At 63.3% G+C, this 20,513-nt stretch carries 21 protein-coding genes and 6 tRNA genes; 16 read left to right on the forward strand and 11 right to left on the reverse strand.

Annotated elements, in window-relative coordinates:
• Positions 1 to 326 precede the first annotated feature (326 nt).
• Both CAF70_RS22880 and CAF70_RS22885 read right to left on the reverse strand, forming a co-directional pair.
• Positions 327 to 402: transfer RNA gene (locus CAF70_RS22880), tRNA-Thr, on the reverse strand.
• Between the two features lie 71 nt (positions 403 to 473).
• Positions 474 to 884 (reverse strand): pilin, encoded by a 411-nt coding sequence (locus CAF70_RS22885; RefSeq protein WP_085626712.1) that lies wholly within the window; start codon positions 882 to 884, stop codon positions 474 to 476.
• 216 nt (positions 885 to 1,100) lie between these two features.
• Between CAF70_RS22885 and CAF70_RS22890 the strand changes: the two genes are divergently transcribed.
• The 4 genes from CAF70_RS22890 to yacG are packed head-to-tail and all read left to right on the forward strand — an operon-like array spanning position 1,101 to position 3,998.
• Positions 1,101 to 2,309 carry a type II secretion system F family protein gene (locus CAF70_RS22890; RefSeq protein WP_085626714.1) on the forward strand — a complete coding sequence of 403 codons (1,209 nt, stop codon included), beginning with the start codon at positions 1,101 to 1,103 and terminating at the stop codon, positions 2,307 to 2,309.
• Positions 2,310 to 2,311: 2 nt separating this feature from the next.
• A complete protein-coding gene (locus tag CAF70_RS22895) occupies positions 2,312 to 3,178 on the forward strand; it encodes an A24 family peptidase (RefSeq protein ID WP_085626716.1) in 867 nt (288 codons plus the stop codon).
• Complete coding sequence (coaE, locus tag CAF70_RS22900) at positions 3,178 to 3,801, forward strand: dephospho-CoA kinase (RefSeq protein WP_085626718.1); 624 nt, start codon at positions 3,178 to 3,180, stop codon at positions 3,799 to 3,801. The genes CAF70_RS22895 and coaE overlap by 1 nt, the downstream gene beginning before the upstream one ends.
• Entirely contained in the window at positions 3,798 to 3,998 is a 201-nt protein-coding gene (gene yacG / locus CAF70_RS22905; protein WP_003260624.1) for a DNA gyrase inhibitor YacG, read from the forward strand. The genes coaE and yacG overlap by 4 nt, the downstream gene beginning before the upstream one ends.
• A gap of 135 nt (positions 3,999 to 4,133) precedes the next feature.
• Here yacG and CAF70_RS22910 read toward each other — a convergent pair whose 3' ends face one another.
• The gene (locus CAF70_RS22910; RefSeq protein ID WP_085626720.1) at positions 4,134 to 4,868 is read right to left on the reverse strand and encodes an energy-coupling factor ABC transporter permease; all 735 of its coding nucleotides are present in this window, start codon (positions 4,866 to 4,868) and stop codon (positions 4,134 to 4,136) included.
• Between the two features lie 60 nt (positions 4,869 to 4,928).
• Here CAF70_RS22910 and CAF70_RS22915 point away from each other — a divergent pair, with 60 nt between their 5' ends.
• From CAF70_RS22915 to CAF70_RS22930, 4 genes are all read left to right on the forward strand, one after another.
• Positions 4,929 to 5,360 carry a hypothetical protein gene (locus CAF70_RS22915; protein ID WP_085626722.1) on the forward strand — a complete coding sequence of 144 codons (432 nt, stop codon included), beginning with the start codon at positions 4,929 to 4,931 and terminating at the stop codon, positions 5,358 to 5,360.
• 54 nt (positions 5,361 to 5,414) lie between these two features.
• The gene (locus CAF70_RS22920) at positions 5,415 to 6,044 is read left to right on the forward strand and encodes a DUF1780 domain-containing protein (RefSeq protein ID WP_013970766.1); all 630 of its coding nucleotides are present in this window, start codon (positions 5,415 to 5,417) and stop codon (positions 6,042 to 6,044) included.
• 132 nt (positions 6,045 to 6,176) lie between these two features.
• Complete coding sequence (locus CAF70_RS22925; protein ID WP_085626724.1) at positions 6,177 to 6,350, forward strand: DUF3094 family protein; 174 nt, start codon at positions 6,177 to 6,179, stop codon at positions 6,348 to 6,350.
• 84 nt (positions 6,351 to 6,434) lie between these two features.
• Positions 6,435 to 7,730 (forward strand): NAD(P)/FAD-dependent oxidoreductase, encoded by a 1,296-nt coding sequence (locus CAF70_RS22930; protein WP_085626727.1) that lies wholly within the window; start codon positions 6,435 to 6,437, stop codon positions 7,728 to 7,730.
• Between the two features lie 171 nt (positions 7,731 to 7,901).
• On the opposite strand, the gene CAF70_RS22935 is transcribed toward CAF70_RS22930, so the two are convergent.
• From CAF70_RS22935 to rluD, 8 genes are all read right to left on the reverse strand, one after another.
• Positions 7,902 to 7,977, reverse strand: a tRNA-Lys gene (locus CAF70_RS22935).
• Between the two features lie 5 nt (positions 7,978 to 7,982).
• Positions 7,983 to 8,059: transfer RNA gene (locus CAF70_RS22940), tRNA-Pro, on the reverse strand.
• Between the two features lie 47 nt (positions 8,060 to 8,106).
• Positions 8,107 to 8,182, reverse strand: a tRNA-Lys gene (locus CAF70_RS22945).
• Positions 8,183 to 8,188: 6 nt separating this feature from the next.
• Positions 8,189 to 8,265, reverse strand: a tRNA-Pro gene (locus CAF70_RS22950).
• Positions 8,266 to 8,269: 4 nt separating this feature from the next.
• Positions 8,270 to 8,345: transfer RNA gene (locus CAF70_RS22955), tRNA-Asn, on the reverse strand.
• 465 nt (positions 8,346 to 8,810) lie between these two features.
• Positions 8,811 to 11,375, reverse strand: a complete 2,565-nt coding sequence (clpB, locus tag CAF70_RS22960) for an ATP-dependent chaperone ClpB (RefSeq protein ID WP_085626729.1) — start codon at positions 11,373 to 11,375, stop codon at positions 8,811 to 8,813.
• Between the two features lie 230 nt (positions 11,376 to 11,605).
• Positions 11,606 to 12,346 (reverse strand): peptidoglycan editing factor PgeF, encoded by a 741-nt coding sequence (gene pgeF, locus CAF70_RS22965; RefSeq protein ID WP_085626731.1) that lies wholly within the window; start codon positions 12,344 to 12,346, stop codon positions 11,606 to 11,608.
• On the reverse strand, positions 12,343 to 13,305 hold the full coding sequence (rluD, locus tag CAF70_RS22970) for a 23S rRNA pseudouridine(1911/1915/1917) synthase RluD (RefSeq protein WP_085626778.1): 963 nt from the start codon (positions 13,303 to 13,305) through the stop codon (positions 12,343 to 12,345). The genes pgeF and rluD overlap by 4 nt, the downstream gene beginning before the upstream one ends.
• 147 nt (positions 13,306 to 13,452) lie before the next feature.
• Between rluD and CAF70_RS22975 the strand changes: the two genes are divergently transcribed.
• The 8 genes from CAF70_RS22975 to CAF70_RS23010 all read left to right on the forward strand — a co-directional run bounded on the left by CAF70_RS22975 (position 13,453) and on the right by CAF70_RS23010 (position 20,512).
• Entirely contained in the window at positions 13,453 to 14,472 is a 1,020-nt protein-coding gene (locus CAF70_RS22975) for an outer membrane protein assembly factor BamD (RefSeq protein ID WP_085626733.1), read from the forward strand.
• 94 nt (positions 14,473 to 14,566) lie between these two features.
• A complete protein-coding gene (locus CAF70_RS22980) occupies positions 14,567 to 14,797 on the forward strand; it encodes a PP0621 family protein (RefSeq protein WP_046617024.1) in 231 nt (76 codons plus the stop codon).
• A gap of 263 nt (positions 14,798 to 15,060) precedes the next feature.
• A complete protein-coding gene (locus CAF70_RS22985) occupies positions 15,061 to 15,825 on the forward strand; it encodes a FadR/GntR family transcriptional regulator (protein ID WP_085626734.1) in 765 nt (254 codons plus the stop codon).
• Between the two features lie 90 nt (positions 15,826 to 15,915).
• A complete protein-coding gene (locus tag CAF70_RS22990) occupies positions 15,916 to 17,118 on the forward strand; it encodes an ABC transporter substrate-binding protein (RefSeq protein WP_085626736.1) in 1,203 nt (400 codons plus the stop codon).
• Between the two features lie 65 nt (positions 17,119 to 17,183).
• A complete protein-coding gene (locus CAF70_RS22995) occupies positions 17,184 to 18,044 on the forward strand; it encodes a branched-chain amino acid ABC transporter permease (protein WP_039614952.1) in 861 nt (286 codons plus the stop codon).
• A gap of 1 nt (position 18,045) precedes the next feature.
• Entirely contained in the window at positions 18,046 to 19,065 is a 1,020-nt protein-coding gene (locus CAF70_RS23000; protein ID WP_085626738.1) for a branched-chain amino acid ABC transporter permease, read from the forward strand.
• Complete coding sequence (locus CAF70_RS23005; protein WP_085626740.1) at positions 19,065 to 19,817, forward strand: ABC transporter ATP-binding protein; 753 nt, start codon at positions 19,065 to 19,067, stop codon at positions 19,815 to 19,817. Before CAF70_RS23000 ends, CAF70_RS23005 begins: the two co-directional genes overlap by 1 nt.
• A complete protein-coding gene (locus CAF70_RS23010) occupies positions 19,817 to 20,512 on the forward strand; it encodes an ABC transporter ATP-binding protein (protein WP_085626742.1) in 696 nt (231 codons plus the stop codon). The genes CAF70_RS23005 and CAF70_RS23010 overlap by 1 nt, the downstream gene beginning before the upstream one ends.
• Position 20,513: the final 1 nt, after the last annotated feature.

Here is a 20,513-nt window from a genome sequence, read left to right on the forward strand (position 1 = left end):
ATGACCAGGCGGGGTCAACAGCTGGAGATAGTGATGGAAAGCTTGGCCATCTGAAAAATATCTCTAACCGGTGAAAGCACTATCTTAAAAAAATTCGCCAAACACCCCGCAAACACTGGGCGAAAGCCAAATGCCAGGCACCCATTATCTTGAAACCTGTGCAATCGGAAGTGAAAAGCCCCGGACCATGCACTCAGGCGAAGCGGGGGGGCTGAAGTAGCCTGAGCTGCCAAAAGCACAGTGAGGCAGAAACAAAAATGCCCGCACAAGGCGGGCATTTCTGGAGGGGCCGAAACCAGGAAAACCTGCATCGTGCCAACATAATCTGGTGCCGGAGACAGGAATCGAACCTGCGACCTTCGCGTTACGAGTGCGCTGCTCTACCGACTGAGCTACACCGGCGTGTAGCGCAACGTACCACTGCTCGCACCCGTTACGCAAACCCCTGTTTCCTCTGACTTATTGCCCTACCCTCAAGGCGCCTTGCACCCCTTCGGCGCCAGGTCTTCTTCAATGTCGGTAGTACACGCCCACCCACTAGCCGAACGCGTCAGGGTCAGTGCCTTGCCCAGCACAGTAGCCGGCGCATCCACCAGCGTGCAAACAATGCTCCCGTTGCCATCCGCCGCCTTGCCACTAGCCGTGATCGCGCAATGCGCCGTCGCCGGCTGGCCACCCAACGCGGCCACATCCGCCACATCCTTGCCGTCATTCAACCGCAGGTCCATCGCCGTCTTCAGCGCGCTGATCTCCAGCAACCCGGCCGCGGCCTTGGAGCGTGACTGGTGGTTGGTGTACATCGGTAAGGCGATGGTCGCCAGAATGCCAATGATCGCAACGACGATCATCAGTTCGATCAGGGTGATACCGCGTTGCCCTTTCATGAACGGTTTCCTTTTTGATACGCGTACTCGTTGAGGTCAGGCTCGACCCCGGCTGGCAGCGGCGCAGTAGGCCTGAACAGACACCTTTTGTCACCCCTGCCCGCTGGGGCGTCGTCTTCGCTGAACTACTCTAGTGAGCATCACGGACGCGCGCCCTTGCATGGACGCGGCAAGCTGTTTCCAGGCTTGTCGCACGGGCAGGAAAAGGACCTTTGCATGACCCAATCCACACTCCTCTACACCTGGCACGGCACCGACGCCAATGGCACGCCGGTCAGTGGCCAAACGCCCGGGCGCAGCCCGGCTTATGTGCGCGCCGGGCTGATCCGCCAGGGCATCAAGGTCGCCAGCTTGCGGCCTGCCGGCGGGCTTGGCTTCAGTTTGCCGAAACGGCGGGCAAAGGCCGACCCGGCGGGGTTCAGCCGGCAGCTGGCGACCTTGCTCAAGGCCGGGGTGCCGCTGCTGCAGGCGTTCGAGGTGATGGGGCGCAGTGGCTGTGATGCGGCGCACGCGGCATTGCTGGATAGATTGAAACAGGATGTGGCCTCGGGCCTGGGGCTGGCGGATGCGTTGCAGCGCCATCCGGGGTGGTTCGATGCGCTGTACTGCAACCTGGTGCGGGTGGGTGAGCAGTCCGGCACGCTCGACCGGCAGCTGGAACAGCTGGCGGGCATGCTGGAGCAGCGCCGGGTGCTGCACAAGAAGGTGCGCAAGGCGATGATCTACCCGCTGATGCTGTTGCTGACGGGGCTGGGGGTGTCGGCGATCTTGTTGCTGGAGGTAATTCCGAAATTCGAGAGCATGTTCTCTGGCATGGGCGTGGCGTTGCCGGCTTTTACCCAATGGGTGATCGACTTGTCCACAGGGCTGAGCCGCTTTGCACCGCTGTTGCTGGTGATGGGTGTGGTACTGGGTTTTGCCATGCGCCAGCTCCACCGGCAGCACGCGCCAGCGCGCCTGTGGATAGCTCGCCGGGTGCTGGGGTTGCCGGTGTTCGGCAGGCTGCTGGGGCAGGCGGCGCTGGCGCGGTTCGCGCGTAGCCTGGCAACGTCCTACTCCGCCGGGGTGCCGTTGCTGGATGCGCTGGGCACGGTGGCCAGGGTCAGTGGCGGCGACCTGCATGAGCAGGCGGTGTTGCGGCTGCGCCAGGGCATGGCCAATGGGCAGGGGCTGCACCAGGCGATGGCCGCCGAGCCGCTGTTTCCGCCGCTGCTGGTACAACTGACGGCGATCGGGGAAGCCAGTGGCACGCTGGACCAGATGCTGGAAAAAGCCGCCAGCCATTACGAGGAACAGGTCAGCCAGGCGCTGGAGCAGTTGACCAGCCTGCTGGAGCCGGCCATCGTGCTGGTCCTGGGCCTGCTGGTGGGCGGCCTGGTGGTGGCGATGTACCTGCCGATCTTCCAGTTGGGTAGCTTGATCTGAACATGACTTTATGGACTCTGCTGGCTGAGCAGCCGGCGTACTTTCTCACCTTGGCCACGGTGCTCGGCCTGCTGGTGGGCAGCTTTCTCAATGTGCTGGTGTACCGCCTGCCGATCATGCTGGAGCGGCAATGGCAGCGTGAAGCGCAGGAGATGCTGGAATTGCCGATCACGCCACACGAGCGTTTCGACCTGTGGCTCCCCGCCTCACGCTGCCCGCACTGCGCGCATCGGCTTCGCCCGTGGGAGAACATTCCGGTCATCAGCTACCTGGCCTTGCGCGGGCGTTGTTCAGCCTGCAAAACCCGCATCAGCCCGCGCTACCCGTTGGTAGAGGTGGCCAGCGCGCTGCTGTCGCTGGTGGTGGCCTGGCGCTTTGGCGCGTCGCCCGAGGCCTTGCTTGCACTGCCGCTGACCTGGTGCCTGCTGGCCCTGAGCCTGATCGATGCCGAGCACCAGTTGCTGCCGGATGCGCTGGTGCTGCCGATGCTGTGGCTGGGGCTGATCGTCAACGCCTTCGGCCTCTACGTCCCGCTGAGCAGTGCGCTGTGGGGCGCGGTGGCCGGGTACCTCAGCCTGTGGACGGTGTACTGGGCGTTCAAGCTGATCACCGGCAAGGAAGGCATGGGCTATGGCGACTTCAAACTGATGGCGCTGATCGGGGCCTGGGGGGGCTGGCAGGTGTTGCCATTGACCCTGCTGCTGTCGTCGGTGGTCGGGGCGCTGGCTGGGCTGTGCCTGCTGCGTCTGCGCCGGCATGCCATGGGGACGGCGATCCCGTTCGGGCCCTATCTGGCGATTGCGGGGTGGATTGCCGTGCTCTGGGGTGATGAAATATACGCTTCATACACACAACTGCTTGGATTCTGATGACCACTGCGGCCTTTACCCCCTGGATTCTCGGCCTGACCGGCGGCATTGGTAGCGGCAAGAGCGCCGCTGCCGAGCGTTTCGTCGAGCTTGGCGTGCACCTGGTCGATGCCGACCAGGCGGCGCGTTGGGTGGTCGAGCCTGGCCGCCCGGCCCTGGCCAGCATCGTCGAGCGCTTCGGCGCCGGCGTGCTGCAGGCGGACGGCCAGCTCGATCGTGCCGCCCTGCGCCAGCTGATCTTCGCCGACCCGGCGCAGCGCAAATGGCTGGAGCAACTGCTTCACCCGCTGATCGGGCAGGAAATTTTCAGCTACCTGGCCAAGGCGCAGTCGCCGTATGCGGTGTATGTGTCGCCGCTGCTGATCGAGTCGGGCCAGTACCAGAAGACCCAGCGGGTGCTGGTGATCGATGCGCCGCAGGAGCTGCAGGTGGCGCGTACCCTGGCGCGTGACAACACCAGTGCCGAGCAGGTGCAGGCCATTCTCAAGGCCCAGCTGGCCCGCGAGGAGCGCCTGCGCCATGCCGATGATGTGGTGGTCAATGACGGCGACCTGGCCGCGCTGCATGAGCAGATTGACCGCCTGCACCACTTTTACCTGACTTTACGAGGAGGCCAGCCATGAGCCAGCCATTGACCGTCGACTGCCCGACTTGTGGCGCACCTGTGGAATGGAACGAGAAAAGCCCGTTCCGGCCGTTCTGTTCGGACCGTTGCAAGCTGATCGATTTGGGGGCCTGGGCGGCTGAAGAGCACAAGATTCCGGGGGCGGAAGAGTCCGAGGATGAGCTGTATTCGGGGGATCTGGAGCCGCGGCATTGAGCCGATAGCAAGGTGGTTGTGCGGGCCTCTTCGCGGGCACGCCCGCTCCCACAGGTACTGCACCAGCCTCGAAGCTGTGGGGGCCCCTGTGGGAGCGGGTTCACCCGCGAAAGGGCCGGCATTGCCACCCCAAAATCACTGCTCATCCTCCTTCCACGGCGCCTGCAGATACCGCGTGCGGTTGAAGGTTTCCAGCCACTCCGGGCAAAACACTACCAGCGCGCTGATCACCGTGCCGTTGATGAACGCTTCGGGGAACATCATCAGCCACAGGTAGCCGACAAAATCGCTGAGCCACTCCGGCATGGCGAAGCGCCCATCCAGCCACAACAGCCCCAGCCCGACCGACAGGCAAGCCAGCACCGTCAAGGCTGCCGGGAAAAACCCTGAACAGAAGATATACACAAACAGGTTCCGCGGCTGGGCGCGCTCGACTCCGATCGCGCACGCCTCGGCTATCAGCACCGGCAGGCCAACCAGCAACAAGCCATTCACCCCCAGCGCTGCCAGGTCCTGGCGCCCCAGCACCAGCAAGCCAAGCTGGGCCATGAACCCACCCAGCACCGCTAGTGGCCAGTCCAGCAGCAGCGTGACCGCCGTCATGCCAATAAAGTGGTACGAAACCCCGGTATCGAAATCACGCCGCACCAACCACAGCGCAAACAGGCAGAACACCGTGCCAAACAGCAGATGCTGGCGGCGCCGGTCAGTGAACAGCTCGACCCAGCCCACCCGGCTGACCGACCAGATCAGCAACGGCAGATAACCCAGCCAGCCAAGCGTAAGGGTGGTGCCGGACAACACCTGCGCGCTGATCACCTGATAAATGCCCCTTGCTGCCTTGTGGATAAAAAACGAGTCTACACCCATTCTCCAGTCCCTTCGGCTGCGGTAGGCTGTCGCCCTCACTCGATGCAGGAAGCATTGTTCATGGCTGAAGGACTCAACCTCGCCCTGCTGCTGGCAGCGGCACTCAACGCCATCATCGGCGTGCTTCACCTGGCCATCATCGCCGTCGGGCCGCGTTGGTACCGTTTGTTCGGGGCTGGCGAGCGCATGGCCGTAGCCGCTGAAAAGGGCCGTTGGTACCCGGGGCTGATCACGGCCGCTATCGCCTGCGTGCTGCTGGTCTGGTCGGCCTATGCCCTGTCGGCTGCCGGGGCGATCGGGCGGTTGCCCCTGCTGCTGCCGGCCATCTGCCTGATCACCCTGGTGTTCCTCGCCCGCGGCTTGCTGGGCCCCGTGCTGCTGGCCGGTACCGGGCGTTCGCGGCGTTTCATCATAGTCAGTTCACTGGTCTGCCTGGGCTTCGGCCTGGTGCATTTGCTGGGGGTAGTCCAGCAGTGGCCGGTGCTGGGCTGATTTCTGCGCACAAACAGCATCTTATCGTCATCGATTAGCGTCTAAGCTTGTCCCATGGATGACTCAGACTACCTGCGCCTGCTTACTATCCAGGCCGAACAAGCCAATGCCTTTCTCTCCAACGCTCGCAAGTGGGAGCGGGAGCGTTGGGTGTGCCAACGCCTGTTGCAGGGGCTGAACATCCCCTACCGCAGCGAGGATTTCACCCCGGCCGGGCAAGAGCCGCCAGACGTGCTGTTCCGCGACGCGGCCTTCGAGGTGTTTTTCGTGCTCGACGAGGGCCGCCGGCTCAACGATGAATGGCGCGAAGAGCTGCAGCGCCGGCGCAGTGCGTTCTCCCTGGCGCAGCTGGTACGCCGCGAAGCACGCCCGCGGCGCATCAGTGCCACCGAGCTGCTGGGGCGCCTGGCGCCGACCTTGCGCAAGAAGGCGCACAACTACCGGGAACGCGGGCTGGAGCTGAACGAGCTGGACATCATCGCCTTCGCCAGCCTCAAGCGCGAGGTGCTCGACCTCAACACCCATTTCCCACCGCCCACCGAATACCTGCGCCAGGGCTGGCGCTCGCTGTCGCTGGTGGGGCCGACCTTTGCCCGGGTGCTGTTCGCCCACCCCGACGCACCGGACTTTCTGCGAGGCAACCTGGGCCGCAGCATTGTTTTCGACGTGGGCATCAGTCTTTGATCCACTGCAGCAAGTGTTTGCGATGGCGTACACTCGGCGCCAGAGATAGAAAGCCTTATCATTTGCTTCAAGCGCTTGCGTGAACGCTGTAGCGTTTACGCAGTCACAAACGTCTACCTGACGAGGCCCACCATGACCAGCCGCCTGAATCCGGAAGATCAGCGTCGTGTCGATGAGTATCTGCGAGCCCCCCAGCACCAAGTCGAGCGCAGGCCCTTTCGGCCGTGGCTGCTCCTTGTGCTGGTGGTGGCCGTGACCATCGGGTTGGGTCTCCTCAGCCGCCTGCTCAGTGGACTGGTGCTATGAGCTGCTTCGCGCTCGCCCTCCCCTCGTGCAGTTTGCGGCCGGCCCCTGGGGCCACGCATTCCGTAAACCTTATGAGATATCCCCATGACTCATCGCATCGTGATTGTCGGCGGCGGCGCCGGCGGCCTGGAACTGGCGACCCGCCTGGGTAAAAGCCTGGGCAAGCGCAAGCAGGCCGAGATCACCCTGGTCGACGCCAACCTCACGCACATCTGGAAGCCGCTGTTGCACGAAGTGGCCGCCGGCTCGCTGAACTCCTCGGAAGACGAACTGAACTACGTGGCCCAGGCCAAGTGGAACCACTTCAACTTCCAGCTGGGGCGCATGAGCGGCCTGGACCGTGAAGGCAAGCAGATTCAACTGGCCGCCACCCTCGATGAAGAGGGCCGCGAGCTGCTGCCTGCGCGCACCCTGGGCTACGACACCCTGGTCATTGCCGTGGGCTCCAACACCAACGACTTCGGCACCCTGGGCGCGGCGCAGCACTGCCTGTTCCTCGACACCCGCAAGCAGGCCGAGCGTTTCCATCAGCAGTTGCTCAACCATTACCTGCGTGCACATGCCGGTGATGTGGCCAGCGAGAAAATCAGCGTGGCCATCGTCGGCGCCGGTGCCACCGGTGTGGAACTGGCAGCCGAGCTGCACCACGCGGCCCACGAACTGGCGGCCTATGGCCTGGACCGTATCCAGCCCAAGGACATGCACATCACCCTTATCGAGGCAGGCCCGCGCGTGTTGCCGGCGCTGCCAGAGCGCATCAGCGTGCCGGTGCACAAGACCCTGGAAAAGCTCGGGGTGAAGGTGATGACCAATGCCGCCGTCAGTGAAGTGACCGAGGATGGCCTGAAAACCAAGGACGGTGAAGTGATCCAGGCCAGCCTGAAGGTGTGGGCGGCCGGTATTCGTGCGCCGGGCTTCCTCAAGGACATCGATGGCCTGGAAACCAACCGCATCAACCAGCTGGTGGTGCGCCCTACCCTGCAGACCACCCGCGACGACAATATCTTTGCCTTCGGTGACTGCGCCGCCTGCCCGCAACCGGGCAGCGACCGCAACGTGCCGCCACGGGCCCAGGCGGCGCACCAGCAGGCTTCGATGCTGGCGCAGAGTTTGAAGGCGCGGTTGGAGAACAAGGCGCTGCCAACCTATGAGTACAAGGACTACGGTTCACTGGTGTCGCTGTCGCGCTTCTCGGCGGTGGGCAACCTGATGGGTAACCTGATGGGCAGCGTGAAGCTGGAGGGTTGGCTGGCGCGGATGTTCTACGTGTCGCTGTACCGGATGCACCAGATGGCGTTGTACGGGTTCTTCCGCACGGCGTTGATGATGCTGGGTAGCAAGATTGGCCGGGGTACCGAGCCGCGTCTGAAGCTGCACTGACAGGCACCGGCATGCCCTGTGGGAGCGGGTTCACCCGCGAATGCGATGGTGAACCTGCTGACGCATTCGCGGGTGAACCCGCTCCCACAGAGGATTGTGTGGACCCCAAGAGCGCATCTTAATTTCGAGGCAAAAAAAAAGGGCATCTCATGCGAGATGCCCTTTTTTTCATGGTGGGTCGTGTAGGATTCGAACCTACGACCAATTGGTTAAAAGCCAACTGCTCTACCAACTGAGCTAACGACCCGGAAATGGTCGGGGTGAGGGGATTCGAACTCCTGACATCCTGCTCCCAAAGCAGGCGCGCTACCGGACTGCGCTACACCCCGTGATACTTAAAGAAAAAGGGCATCTCGCTTGAGATGCCCTTTTTACATGGTGGGTCGTGTAGGATTCGAACCTACGACCAATTGGTTAAAAGCCAACTGCTCTACCAACTGAGCTAACGACCCGGAAAATGGTCGGGGTGAGGGGATTCGAACTCCTGACATCCTGCTCCCAAAGCAGGCGCGCTACCGGACTGCGCTACACCCCGAGATTGGCTCCGCGACCTGGACTCGAACCAGGGACCCAATGATTAACAGTCATTTGCTCTACCGACTGAGCTATCGCGGAACTGAACTTCGGTACATCTTTACAGCTTCGAAGCTTGTGTTAGCTTCGGTCTCTTTGGCTATCCGCTTTCGCGTTGCAGCTGCTGAGGCCGGCTATTCTACATTCTTCGTTTTGCTTGTCAACCACTTTTTTTCATTCAACTTACTGATTTGTAAGTTGTTTTGCGGCCACCGATGTTGCTGGTGATTCGCTTGGTGCCTGACAACGCGGCGTATATTAGGGGCACCCGATTTTAGATGCAAGCAAAAATTTCAAAAATTTCAGCAAGTTATCCAGGAAATTCCAAACACCCCGGATTTGCTGGGGCCGCGCCGGCCTCTTCGCGGGCTCGCCCGCTCCCACAGGGACGGCGCAGCCCTCGAAATCTGCGCAATTCTTGTGGGAGCGGGCATGCCCGCGAAGAGCCCAGCACAGGAAAACAGGCAAGAAAAAGCCCCGCAAAAGCGGGGCTCATGGTGAAGCAGATCAGCCAAAGACGATTTCGTCGCCTTCCACCTTGGCAGTTATCGCCGTCCCCGGCATGAACTTGCCTGCCAGGATCAACTGCGCCAGCGGGTTTTCGATCCAGCGCTGGATCGCCCGCTTCAGCGGCCGTGCGCCGTACACCGGGTCGTAACCCACGGCAATCAGCTTGTCCAAGGCCTCCGGGCTCAGGCTCAGCGACAGTTCGCGCTCCAGCAGGCGGCTGCGCAGGCGGCCCAGCTGGATTTCGGTAATGCCGGCAATCTGCTCGCGGCCCAGCGGCTCGAACACCACCACTTCGTCGATACGGTTAATGAATTCCGGACGGAAGTGCGAACCCACCGCATCCATCACAGCCGCACGCTGTGCCTCGCGGTCACCCACCAGTTCCTGAATCTGCGCCGAGCCCAGGTTGGAGGTCATCACGATCACGGTGTTGCGGAAGTCCACGGTGCGCCCGTGGCTGTCGGTCAGGCGGCCGTCTTCCAGCACCTGCAGCAGCACGTTGAACACATCCGGGTGGGCCTTCTCCACTTCGTCCAGCAGCACCACCGAGTAGGGCTTGCGCCGTACCGCCTCGGTCAGGTAACCGCCCTCTTCATAGCCTACATAGCCTGGCGGGGCGCCGATCAGGCGAGCCACGGAATGCTTCTCCATGAACTCGGACATGTCGATACGCACCATCGCCTCTTCGGTGTCGAACAGGAACTCGGCCAGCGCCTTGCACAGCTCGGTCTTGCCCACCCCGGTCGGGCCGAGGAACATGAACGAACCACTCGGCCGGTTCGGGTCGGACAGCCCGGCACGCGAACGGCGCACGGCGTTGGCCACGGCGGTTACCGCTTCGCCCTGGCCGATCACGCGCTGGTGCAGCAGCGCTTCCATCTTCAGCAGCTTTTCACGCTCGCCTTCGAGCATCTTGGCCACCGGGATGCCGGTCCACTTCGACACCACTTCGGCAATTTCTTCCTCGGTAACCTTGTTGCGCAGCAACTGGTTCTCGGTCTTGCCGTGCTGGTCGACCATCTGCAGGCTGCGCTCCAGGTCCGGGATCACCCCGTACTGCAGCTCGGCCATGCGGCTAAGATCACCTTTGCGACGGGCGGCTTCCAGCTCCTGGCGGGCCTGTTCGATCTTTTGCTGGATCTGCGCCGAGCCCTGCACCTCGGCCTTTTCGGAGGCCCAGATTTCTTCCAGGTCGGCGTACTCACGCTCCAGCCGCTCGATTTCCTCGGTCAGCTTCTCCAGGCGTTTTTTCGCCGCTTCGTCTTCTTCCTTCTTCAGCGCCTGCGATTCCACTTTCAGCTGGATCAGGCGGCGATCGAGGCGGTCGAGCACTTCCGGCTTGGAGTCGATCTCCATGCGGATGCGGCTGGCCGCTTCGTCGATCAGGTCGATGGCCTTGTCCGGCAGCTGACGGTCGGTGATGTAGCGGTGGCTGAGCTTGGCCGCAGCGATGATGGCGCCGTCGGTGATGGCCACCTTGTGGTGCACTTCATAGCGCTCTTTCAGGCCACGCAGGATAGCGATGGTGTCTTCCTCGCTCGGCTCCTCCACCAGCACCTTCTGGAAACGGCGCTCCAGGGCCGCGTCCTTCTCGATGAACTGGCGGTACTCGTTCAGCGTGGTGGCGCCAACGCAGTGCAGCTCGCCACGGGCCAGGGCCGGCTTGAGCATGTTGCCGGCGTCCATGGCGCCCTCGCCTTTACCGGCGCCGACCATGGTGTGCAGTTCGTCGATGAACAGGATGATCTGGCCTTCCTGTTTGGACAGCTCGTTCAGCAGGCCTTTCAGGCGCTCTTCGAATTCGCCGCGGTACTTGGCACCGGCAATCAATGCGCCCATGTCCAGCGCCAGCAGGCGCTTGCCCTTGAGGCCGTCGGGTACTTCACCATTGATGATGCGCTGGGCCAGGCCTTCGGCGATGGCGGTTTTACCTACGCCAGGCTCACCGATCAGCACCGGGTTGTTCTTGGTGCGGCGTTGCAGCACCTGCACGGTACGGCGGATTTCGTCGTCACGGCCGATCACCGGGTCCAGCTTGCCTTCTTCGGCACGCTTGGTCAGGTCGACGGTGTACTTGTCCAGCGCCTGACGCGATTCCTCGGCGTTGGCATCGTTCACGGCCGCGCCGCCGCGCAGGTTGTTGATGGCGTTTTCCAGCGCTTTCTTGGTCACGCCCTGGCCCAACAACAGCTTGCCGAGCTTGCTGTTCTCGTCCATTGCGGCGAGCAGCACCAGCTCGCTGGAAATGAACTGGTCGCCCTTCTGCTGGGCCAGGCGGTCGGCCTGGTTGAGCAGGCGCGCCAGGTCCTGCGACATGTTCACGTCGCCGGTGGGGTTCTGGATTTTCGGTAGCTGGTCGAGTTCTTTCACCAGCGCCTGGCGCAGGCTGTTGATGTCGAAGCCAACCTGCATCAGCAGCGGCTTGATCGAACCACCCTGCTGCTCGAGCAGTGCCTGCAACAGGTGCACGGGCTCGATGGCGGGGTGGTCCATGCCAACGGCCAGGGATTGGGCATCGGATATTGCAAGCTGCAGCTTGCTGGTCAAACGGTCTATTCGCATGGGGTACCTTCCTTTAAAGGGCAGGTCGGAGCGATGGACAGCGCCTGTTTATGAAGAAACCTGCCTGAGATGACCTTATAGATAAGGCTGATTGTGGAAGATTCAAGCGTAGCGGGGTTGACCAATGTCAACCTGTTGGATTGGCGGTGGGGCATTCGCGGGCATGCCCGCTCCCACAGGTTGTGAATTACCTGTGGGAGCGGGCGTGCCCGCGAAGAGGCCCGTGCAGGCTAGCGCGGCTCCAGCCACACCAGGGAAGCAAACCGCCCACCCTGCGGAGTACGGCGATAGGAGAAGAACCGCTCGTCACTGACCGTGCACCAGCCGCCGCCATAAACGGCCGTTACCCCACGCGCCGCCAGGCGAATGCGTGCCAGCTCATAGATGTCGGCCATCAGCTTGCCCGGCCGGGCACCATCGACAAACGCCTTGGCCGCTTCCGGGTGCACCGCCGTAAAGGCATCGCGTACCTCCAGCCCCACTTCGAACGCCTGCGGGCCAATTGCCGGCCCCAACCACACCAGCACCTCTTCGGGCGGCAGTGCCAGGCGATCCAGGGTAGCCTCCAGCACACCACCAGCCAGCCCGCGCCAGCCAGCATGCGCTGCCGCCACGCGGGTACCGGCCCGGTCGCAGAACAGCACAGGCAGGCAATCGGCAGTCATCACGGTGCAGGCGATGCCAGGCTGGTCGGTCCAGCTGGCGTCGGCCTCGGCCACCACGGCCGGGTCGGCATCCGCCACCACCAGCCCATGCACTTGCTTGAGCCAGGCCGGCTGGATGGCGAATTCGTCGCTCAGGCGACGACGGTTCTCGGCCACCGCGGCAGGGTCGTCCCCTACATGGTCGCCAAGGTTGAAGGTTTCATAGGGCGGCAGGCTGATGCCGCCCTGGCGGGTGGTGACACAGGCGCGCACCGAGGCCGGGGCCGGCCAGTCGGGGAACAGCAGCGACTGGGTCAGGCCACTCATCCGATAAAGCTCTCGCGGTCCTGGTTCAGCAGCGACAGCAACCAGACGAAGTCATCCGGCAGCGGCGATTCCCACTTCATGACTTCACCGGTAATCGGGTGGGCCAATGCCAGGAAGCGGGCATGCAGTGCCTGACGCGGGAAGGTTTTCACCGCCTCGACCATGGTCGGGCTGGCTGCTGGCGGAATACGGAAGCGCCCGCCGTAGGTCTGGTCGCCGACCAACGGGAAGCCGACGTGGGCCATGTGCACGCGAATCTGGTGGGTACGGCCGGTTTCCAGCTTGACCCGCACGTGGGTGTGCGAGCGGAAGCGCTTGAGAACACGGTAGTGGCTTACTGCCGGCTTGCCGCCGTCGGTGACCGCCATGCGCTGGCGCATGCCGCCGTGGCGGCCGATCGGGGCATCGATCTTGCCGCCGGCAGTGACCACGCCAATCACGATGCACTCGTAGATACGGCTGACCTTGCGCGCCTGCATCTGCTCGACCAGCCGGGTCTGCGCCTGCAAGGTCTTGGCCACCACCATCAGGCCGGTGGTGTCCTTGTCCAGGCGGTGGACGATACCGGCGCGTGGTACGTTGACGATGTCAGGCACGTGGTGCAGCAGTGCATTGAGCAAAGTCCCGCTGGCATGCCCGGCGGCCGGGTGCACAACCAGCCCGGCAGGCTTGTTGATCACCATGATATGGTCGTCTTCGTAGACGATATCCAGCTCGATATCTTCGGCGACCCACTCGCCCTGGGCTTCCTGCTCGGCCTCCAGGACAAGTTGCGAGCCACCATGGACGAGGTCTCGAGGGCGCACCACGGCACCGTCGACCGTCAGGCGGCCTTCTTTGATCCACGAAGTCAGCCGGGAACGCGAGTACTCGGCGAACAATTGGGCGGCGACCTGGTCGAGGCGTTGACCGCCCAGTTCGGACGGGACCTCTGCGCTAAGTTGAATGATCTCGGACATGCTCGATTCGGCGGGCGCACAGCCTTTGGTTTCGGCTGCGAGCTTGTGGTTAAATACGACTTCTTTTGTCCCGGGGTTGGCCGGGGCGCTCATCATAACAGGACGGCACCGCCCAAGACAGCGGCCGTCAAAGGGACGCAAGCCGCCATGCAAGTGAAACACCTGCTGCTGATCGCCATCCTCGGGCTCACCGCGGCCTGTTCCTCCAATAAAGAAGTGATTGACGAGAACCTCAGTGAGGCCGAGCTGTACCAGCAGGCACAAGCTGACCTGGACAACTCCAGCTACACCAGCGCCGTGAACAAGCTCAAGGCCCTGGAGTCGCGCTACCCGTTTGGCCGCTATGCCGACCAGGCGCAGCTCGAGCTGATCTACGCCAACTACAAGAACTCCGAGCCCGAGGCGGCCAAGTCGGCGGCCGAGCGCTTTATCCGCCTGCACCCGCAGCACCCGAACGTCGACTATGCCTACTACCTCAAGGGCCTGACCTCGTTCGACCAGGACCGTGGCCTGGTGGCGCGCTTCCTGCCGCTGGACATGACCAAGCGTGACCCGGGTGCTGCCCGCGACTCGTACAACGAGTTCGCCCAGCTGACCAGCCGCTTCCCCAACAGCCGCTACGCGCCCGACGCCAAGCAGCGCATGATCTACCTGCGCAACCTGCTGGCTTCGTACGAAATCCATGTGGCCGACTACTACCTGAGCCGCCAGGCCTATGTAGCCGCTGCCAACCGTGGCCGCTACGTGGTGGAGAACTTCCAGGAAACCCCATCGGTCGGCGACGGCCTGGCGGTGATGGTCGAGGCGTACCAGAAGATGCACCTGGACGAACTGGCCGCCACCAGCCTGGAAACCCTCAAGCTCAACTACCCGGACCACCCGAGCCTGGCAGATGGCGAGTTCCAGCCCAAGCAGACCGAGTCTGACGGCCGCGGCTGGCTGTCCAAGGCCACCCTGGGCCTGATCGAAACCGACACCCCGCTGCCGCCGGGCGAAACCCGCGCCAACCAGGACGTGGTCAAGCAGTTCCAGGACGCGCGTGACGAGATGCCACGCGAGTTGCTGCCGACTGACGAGAACGGTGACCCGATCGTGCCGGAAGGCCCGAAGGAAGCCGAGAAGGACCGCTCCTGGTTCAGCTACATGACCTTTGGTCTGTTCGACTGATACACAGCGCTACATGAAAGGGAGGCCTCGGGCCTCCCTTTTTTGTTGGCCGCGTCCTAGACTGTCGGCTTCTTCAACCGACAAGCTGGACACCATGGTTCGCCTACTTTTCTGGATCGCCCTGATCGCCGCCGCGTTCTGGCTGTGGCGCAAGTTCAAAGCCAGCCAACAGTCGCACCCCGAGGCGAAGCTGGATGCGCCGCTGAAGATGGTGCGCTGCGCCCATTGCGGCGTGCACCTGCCCAATGACCGGGCACTGCAGCAGGGCAACGAGTGGTATTGCAGCCAGGCGCACCTGCAACAGGGCCCCGGCCGCCAGAACTGAACACAGTACCCTGTGGGAGATGGCCCCGCGTACCCTGTGGGAGCGGCTTTAGCCGCGAAGAATCCAACGCGGTGCATGGCACCGGCTGCGCCGGTGTTCGCGGCTAAAGCCGCTCCCACAGGTTGTGTGGTGAATCCTGACTTCACTTATCCCTCCCCGACCCTTTCGCACCATTTGCGACCCCTCCCCCGCCGCCAGCATTGACCCGCCCCGGCAAAACTCGCTAAATCCTATTTATCCGCATAAATATGAAAAATAGCGAAATGCTCAAACCCAAACGCAAGCGCCAGAAGCTGTCCGATGTGATCGTCGAATCGGTAAAGCGCTCGATCGTCACCGAAGCACTGCACCCCGGCGACCGCCTGCCTACCGAGCGTGAGCTGATGGAGCATTTCGAATGCTCCAAAGGCACCGCCCGCGAAGCGCTCAAGGCGCTTGAGGTCGAGGGCCTGGTCAGCACGCGCACTGGCCCGAGCGGTGGCGCCTACCTCAATGAAGTAGGCACCGAACCTGCCAGCCGCGCGCTGCGCAACTACCTGCACTTCCAGCACCTGGACGGCGAGCAGGTGTATCAGCTGCGCAAGGTCATCGAGGTGGAGCTGGCGGTGTCGGTAATGGGCAAGCTGAGCGAAGCCGACTACGCCGCGCTGCAGGCCAACATCGACTTCTGCAGCGCACCGGAGGACAGCGAGGAAGGCCAGCGTGAACAGCGCCTGGCGGAGCTGGAGTTCCACACCCTGCTGGCCGATCGCTGCTCCAACCCGTTGCTGCGTTTCATGGCGGTGTTCCTAAACGACCTGCTGCGCGACCTGGTGGTGCTGAAAAAGGCCTACCTGCCCAAGCGCCAGCAGTTCGCCGCTGCCAACATCGCCTACCACAAGCAACTGCTCACCGCCCTGCGCGCCAGCGATGAGCCCGCCGTCCGCCGGCTGATGCACGAACACATGTGCGACGCCGAACACCACATGACCGCGCTGGAAGGCGAGGTTGCCCGCAATTTCCTGCTGGAGTTCGAACACCACCACTGATCCGCCTGGAAAGAGGCCTGCACACAGGCCCGGCCGTACCCGCTTTGTCATTGCCACTCCTGCCTAATAACCACAACCAAGGAGTTACTCATGCAAAGACGTACCCTGCTCAAGGCAGGCCTTGCCCTGGGTGCCTTAGGTAGCCTCCCCCTGGGGGCGCACCGGGCATTCGCCGACCAACCGTTGACCTTCTATGGGCTCAAGTCGATGTCTGGCGCCTTCGCCAGTTACGGCAAGTACGCCGACATGGGCTCGCGTCTGGCCATCGCCGAACACCCGCAACTGCTCGGCCACCCGCTCAAGTACAAGGTCATCGACACCGAAGGCAACGCCGGCAAGGCGGTGCGCAAGGTGCAGGAAGCCATCGGTCAGGATGGCGCACGCTTCTTCCAGGGCTGCACCCTGTCGTCCTCGGCACTGGCGGTGTCGAAGGAAATCCACAAGGCCGGCGGCGTGTTCATGACGCCTGTGGGCGCCGACGAAATCACCGGCAAGGACTGCAACGCCTCGACCTTCCGCTGGTCGGTGCCCACCTACGGCGCCATTCGCGAAACGCTGGTGCCGATGATTCGCCAGCTGCCCCAGGCCAAGCGCTGGTACACCATCACCCCCCAGTACGTGTTCGGCGATGCCCTGCTGGACAATGCCCGCAAGGTGTTCGCCGAGCTCGGCGTGGAACACATCGGCAACAGCTACCACTCGCTGCAGGAGCAGGAGTTTTCCGGCTACCTGACCAACGCCATCGCCGCCAAGCCCGACGTGCTGGTGCTGCTCAACTTTGGCAGCCAGGCATCCAACGCCCTGCGCCAGGCAGTTAACTTCGGCATAAAGGAGCGCATGAAAGTGCTGATGGTGTGGTCCGCCGGCCTCGACCAGTTCCAGGAGCTGGGCAGCGACGTGCTCGAAGGCGTGTACCTGGGCGCGCAATACTGGCACCAGGTCGATACCCCACTGAACAAACAGCTGGTCGCGGCCACCCGCAAGGCCTATGGCATCAACCCCAACTACCCGCTGGCGGCCGACTACATCGGCACCAAGGTCATGCTCGAAGCCATCATCAAGGCCGGCAGCCTGGAAGGTGCGGCCGTGTCTGCGGCGCTGCAGGGCATGCGCTTCCAGGGCCCGACCGGTGAAGAACTGATCCGCCCGGGCGACCACCAGGTGCTCAAGGATTACTACCTGCTGCGCGGCAAGCCCCAGGCGCAGATGCGCGACGAGGACGACCTGGCCGAAGTCATCAGTTCGGGCCGCTCGTTCGTCGAAGTCGACCACACCGGTTGCGCCCTGGCCTGAAGCCGCGGCGTCAGTCACACACACTCGTACAGGCAGCCGCACCGCGCGCTGTCGAGGGCACGCTCATGCTCGATTTGTACCTGTTCCAACTGCTCAACGGCCTGGGCCTGGGGATGATCTACTTCCTCATCGCCGTGGGCCTGACGATCATTTTCGGCCTGCTCAACTTCGTCAACTTTGCCCACGGCGCGTTTTTCCTGCTGGGCGCCTACCTGTGCTACACCGCCGTGGCCATTACCGGCAACTTCTGGCTTGCCCTGCTGATCGCCCCTCTGGTGGTGGCGGCGCTGGCCTGGGCGGTCGAGCGCCTGCTGATCAAGCGCATCTACCACCTGCCACACACGTTCCAGATCCTTGTCACCCTTGGGATCGCGCTGATCATCCAGGAAGCCTCGGTACTGATCTGGGGCCCGGTGGGCAAGAACATCGCGGTGCCGCCGGAGCTGCGCGGGGTGCTGATCGTCGGTGATTTCATCTACCCCTACTACCGGCTGTTCCTGATCGGTTTCGCCGCGCTGATCGGCCTTGGCCTGTGGCTGCTGCTGGAGCGCACCCGCTTCGGCGCCCTGGTGCGGGCCGGCAGCGAAAGCACCGAAACCGTGTCGCTGCTGGGCACCAACATCTTCCGCCTGTTCTCCCTGACCTTCGCCCTGGGCGTGGGCCTGGCCGGCGTGGCGGGCGTGCTGTTCGCACCGCTGCGCGGTGCCCAGCCCTTCGTCGGCCCGGAAATCCTCGGCATCGCCTTCGTGGTGGTGGTGATCGGCGGCATGGGCTCGTTCGGCGGTGCACTGGTCGGCGGCCTGCTGGTGGGTGTGGTGCAAAGCATGATGACCAGCCTCTGGCCGCAAGGCGCCAGCCTGATGATCTACGGCGCCATGGCCGCCGTGATCCTGGTCCGTCCCTATGGCCTGTTCGGGAGAGCCTGAGATGAGCGAAAAAAACCCTTTGCCGGTCGCCAAGGGCCGCGCCCCGACCCTGCTGTTGCTGGTGGTCGCCAGCCTGGTGGCGCTGCCACTGCTGCTGCCATCGGCCACCCTGGCCACTGAGATCCTGATCTTTGCCCTGGCGGCGCTGGCCTGCAACCTGCTGCTCGGTTACACCGGCCTGCTGTCGTTCGGCCAAGGCATCTTCTTTGGCGTGGGCGCCTATGGCGCAGCGCTGCTGATGATCCACCTGCAGTGGGGCATGTTCGCCGCGCTGCTGGGCGCAGCCGTGTTCGGTGCCTTCCTGGCGCTGCTGGTCGGTGCCCTGGCGATCCGCCGCACGGGCATCTACTTCGTCATGCTGACCCTGGCCTTCAGCCAGATGGCCTACTTCCTGGCCTACACCCTCAGCGGCTGGACCGGCGGAGACAACGGCCTGCTCGATGTGCCTAGGCCCAATATCGAAATCGCCGGCCATGTGCTGGTCGACCTGGCCGACCCACGGCACTTCTATGTGTTCGTCGCGGTGCTGTTCCTGCTCATCTTTGCCGGCGCCTTGCGGGTGATCCGCTCGCCATTCGGCAGCACCCTGCTGGCCATCCGCGAAAACGAGACCCGCGCCGCAGCCATCGGCTACGACACCCGCCACTTCAAGATCCTGGTGTTCATGCTGTCGGGGGCCATCACCGGTATCGCCGGGGCGCTGTACGCCATGCTGCTGCACTTTGCGCCGCTGTCGAACATCGACCTGATGATGAGCGAGAACATTCTGATCATGACCATCGTCGGCGGCACCGGCTCGCTGTTCGGCTCGCTGCTGGGGGCCGGCGCCATCGTGTTGCTGGGTGATGTGCTGTCAGAACTGTGGCCGCGCTGGCTGATGCTGCTGGGGGTGATCCTGATCCTGGTGGTGGTGTTCATGCGTGGTGGCCTGTGGGGCGGCCTGGCCGGACTGGGCAAGCGCCTGCTGGCTACCCGCAACGCCAATGACAAACCCCAGGCCAAGACCAAGGAGACCCTGTAATGAGCGACTACCTCCTGGAAACCCGCCAGCTGGAGCTGTCCTACGGGCCGTTCAAGGCGGTTGCGGGCGTCGACCTCAAGGTTCGCGCCGGTTCCATCCACACCATCATCGGCCCCAACGGCGCCGGCAAGACCAGCCTGTTCCACTGCCTGACCGGCGAGCGCCAGGCCACCGCGGGCAAGATCCTGTTCAACGGCCAGGACATCATCCGCAAGCCGTCCCACGGGCGCGTGGCCCTGGGCATGGCTCGTTCGTTCCAGCTCACCAGCCTGTTCCAGAACCTGTCGGTACGCGAGAACCTGCGCCTGGCCGCCCAGGGCCGCGATGGCCTGGGTGCGCTGAACTTCTGGCGCAGCGTCGAGCACAAGCGCAGCCACTGGGACACTGCCGACCAGGTGCTGGAGCGCCTGAAGCTGACTGCCCGCGCCGAGACCCTGGCCGGCGAGCTGTCGCACGGCCAGCAACGGGTGCTGGAGGTGGGCATGTCGATCTGCGCCAAACCTGCACTGCTGATGCTCGACGAGCCCACTTCGGGCATGGGCATCGACGACATCCCGGTGATGACCGATCTGATCAGCGACCTTGGCCGCGACCATACCGTACTGCTGATCGAGCACAACATGAGCATCGTCATGTCGATCAGCCAGCGCATCACGGTGATGAGCCACGGCCAGATCCTGGTCGAGGGTACCCCTGAACAGGTGCGCAACGACGAGCGTGTCCGCACCGCCTACCTTGGAGAGGCCGCCTGATGCTCAACGTCGAATCGATCCATTCCTACTACGACAAGAGCCATGTGCTCGAAGGCGTCTCGCTCAAGGTCGAGGCTGGCGAACTGGTGACCCTGCTGGGGCGCAACGGCGCAGGCAAGACCACCACCCTGCGCAGCATACTCGGCATCGTCCGCCCACGGCAGGGGCAGATCAGCTTCAACGGCCAGCAGCTGGTCGGCCGCGAAATCTTCGATATCGCCCGACTCGGCATTGCCTTGGTGCCGGAGCACCGCGGCATCTTTCGCCAGCTCAGCGTGGAGGAAAACCTGAGGATTGCCGTACGCAAGAACAGCCGCTGGCAGCTGGAAGACGTGTACAGCATGTTCCCACGGCTGAAGGAACGGCGCCGCAACGGCGGATTCGCCCTTTCCGGCGGCGAACAGCAGATGCTGGCCATCGCCCGCGCCCTGCTCAACGGGCCGAAGTTGCTGATCCTCGACGAGCCGACTGAAGGCCTGGCCCCGGTGATTGTCGACGAGCTCGTGAAAATTTTGCGGCGGATCAAGGACGAAGGCCTGTCGATCTTGCTGGTAGAGCAGAACCTGATGGTCTGCGACGCCCTGGCTGACCGCCATTACGTGCTGGAGCAGGGTCGGGTTGCCTATCAAGGCACTGCGGCGCAGTTCCGCGAGGACCCGAGTATCAAGAACCGTTATCTGGCCCTGAGCGCCTGAC

Source organism: Pseudomonas sp. B19(2017), from assembly GCF_002113165.1.
Taxonomy (GTDB): Bacteria; Pseudomonadota; Gammaproteobacteria; order Pseudomonadales; family Pseudomonadaceae; genus Aquipseudomonas.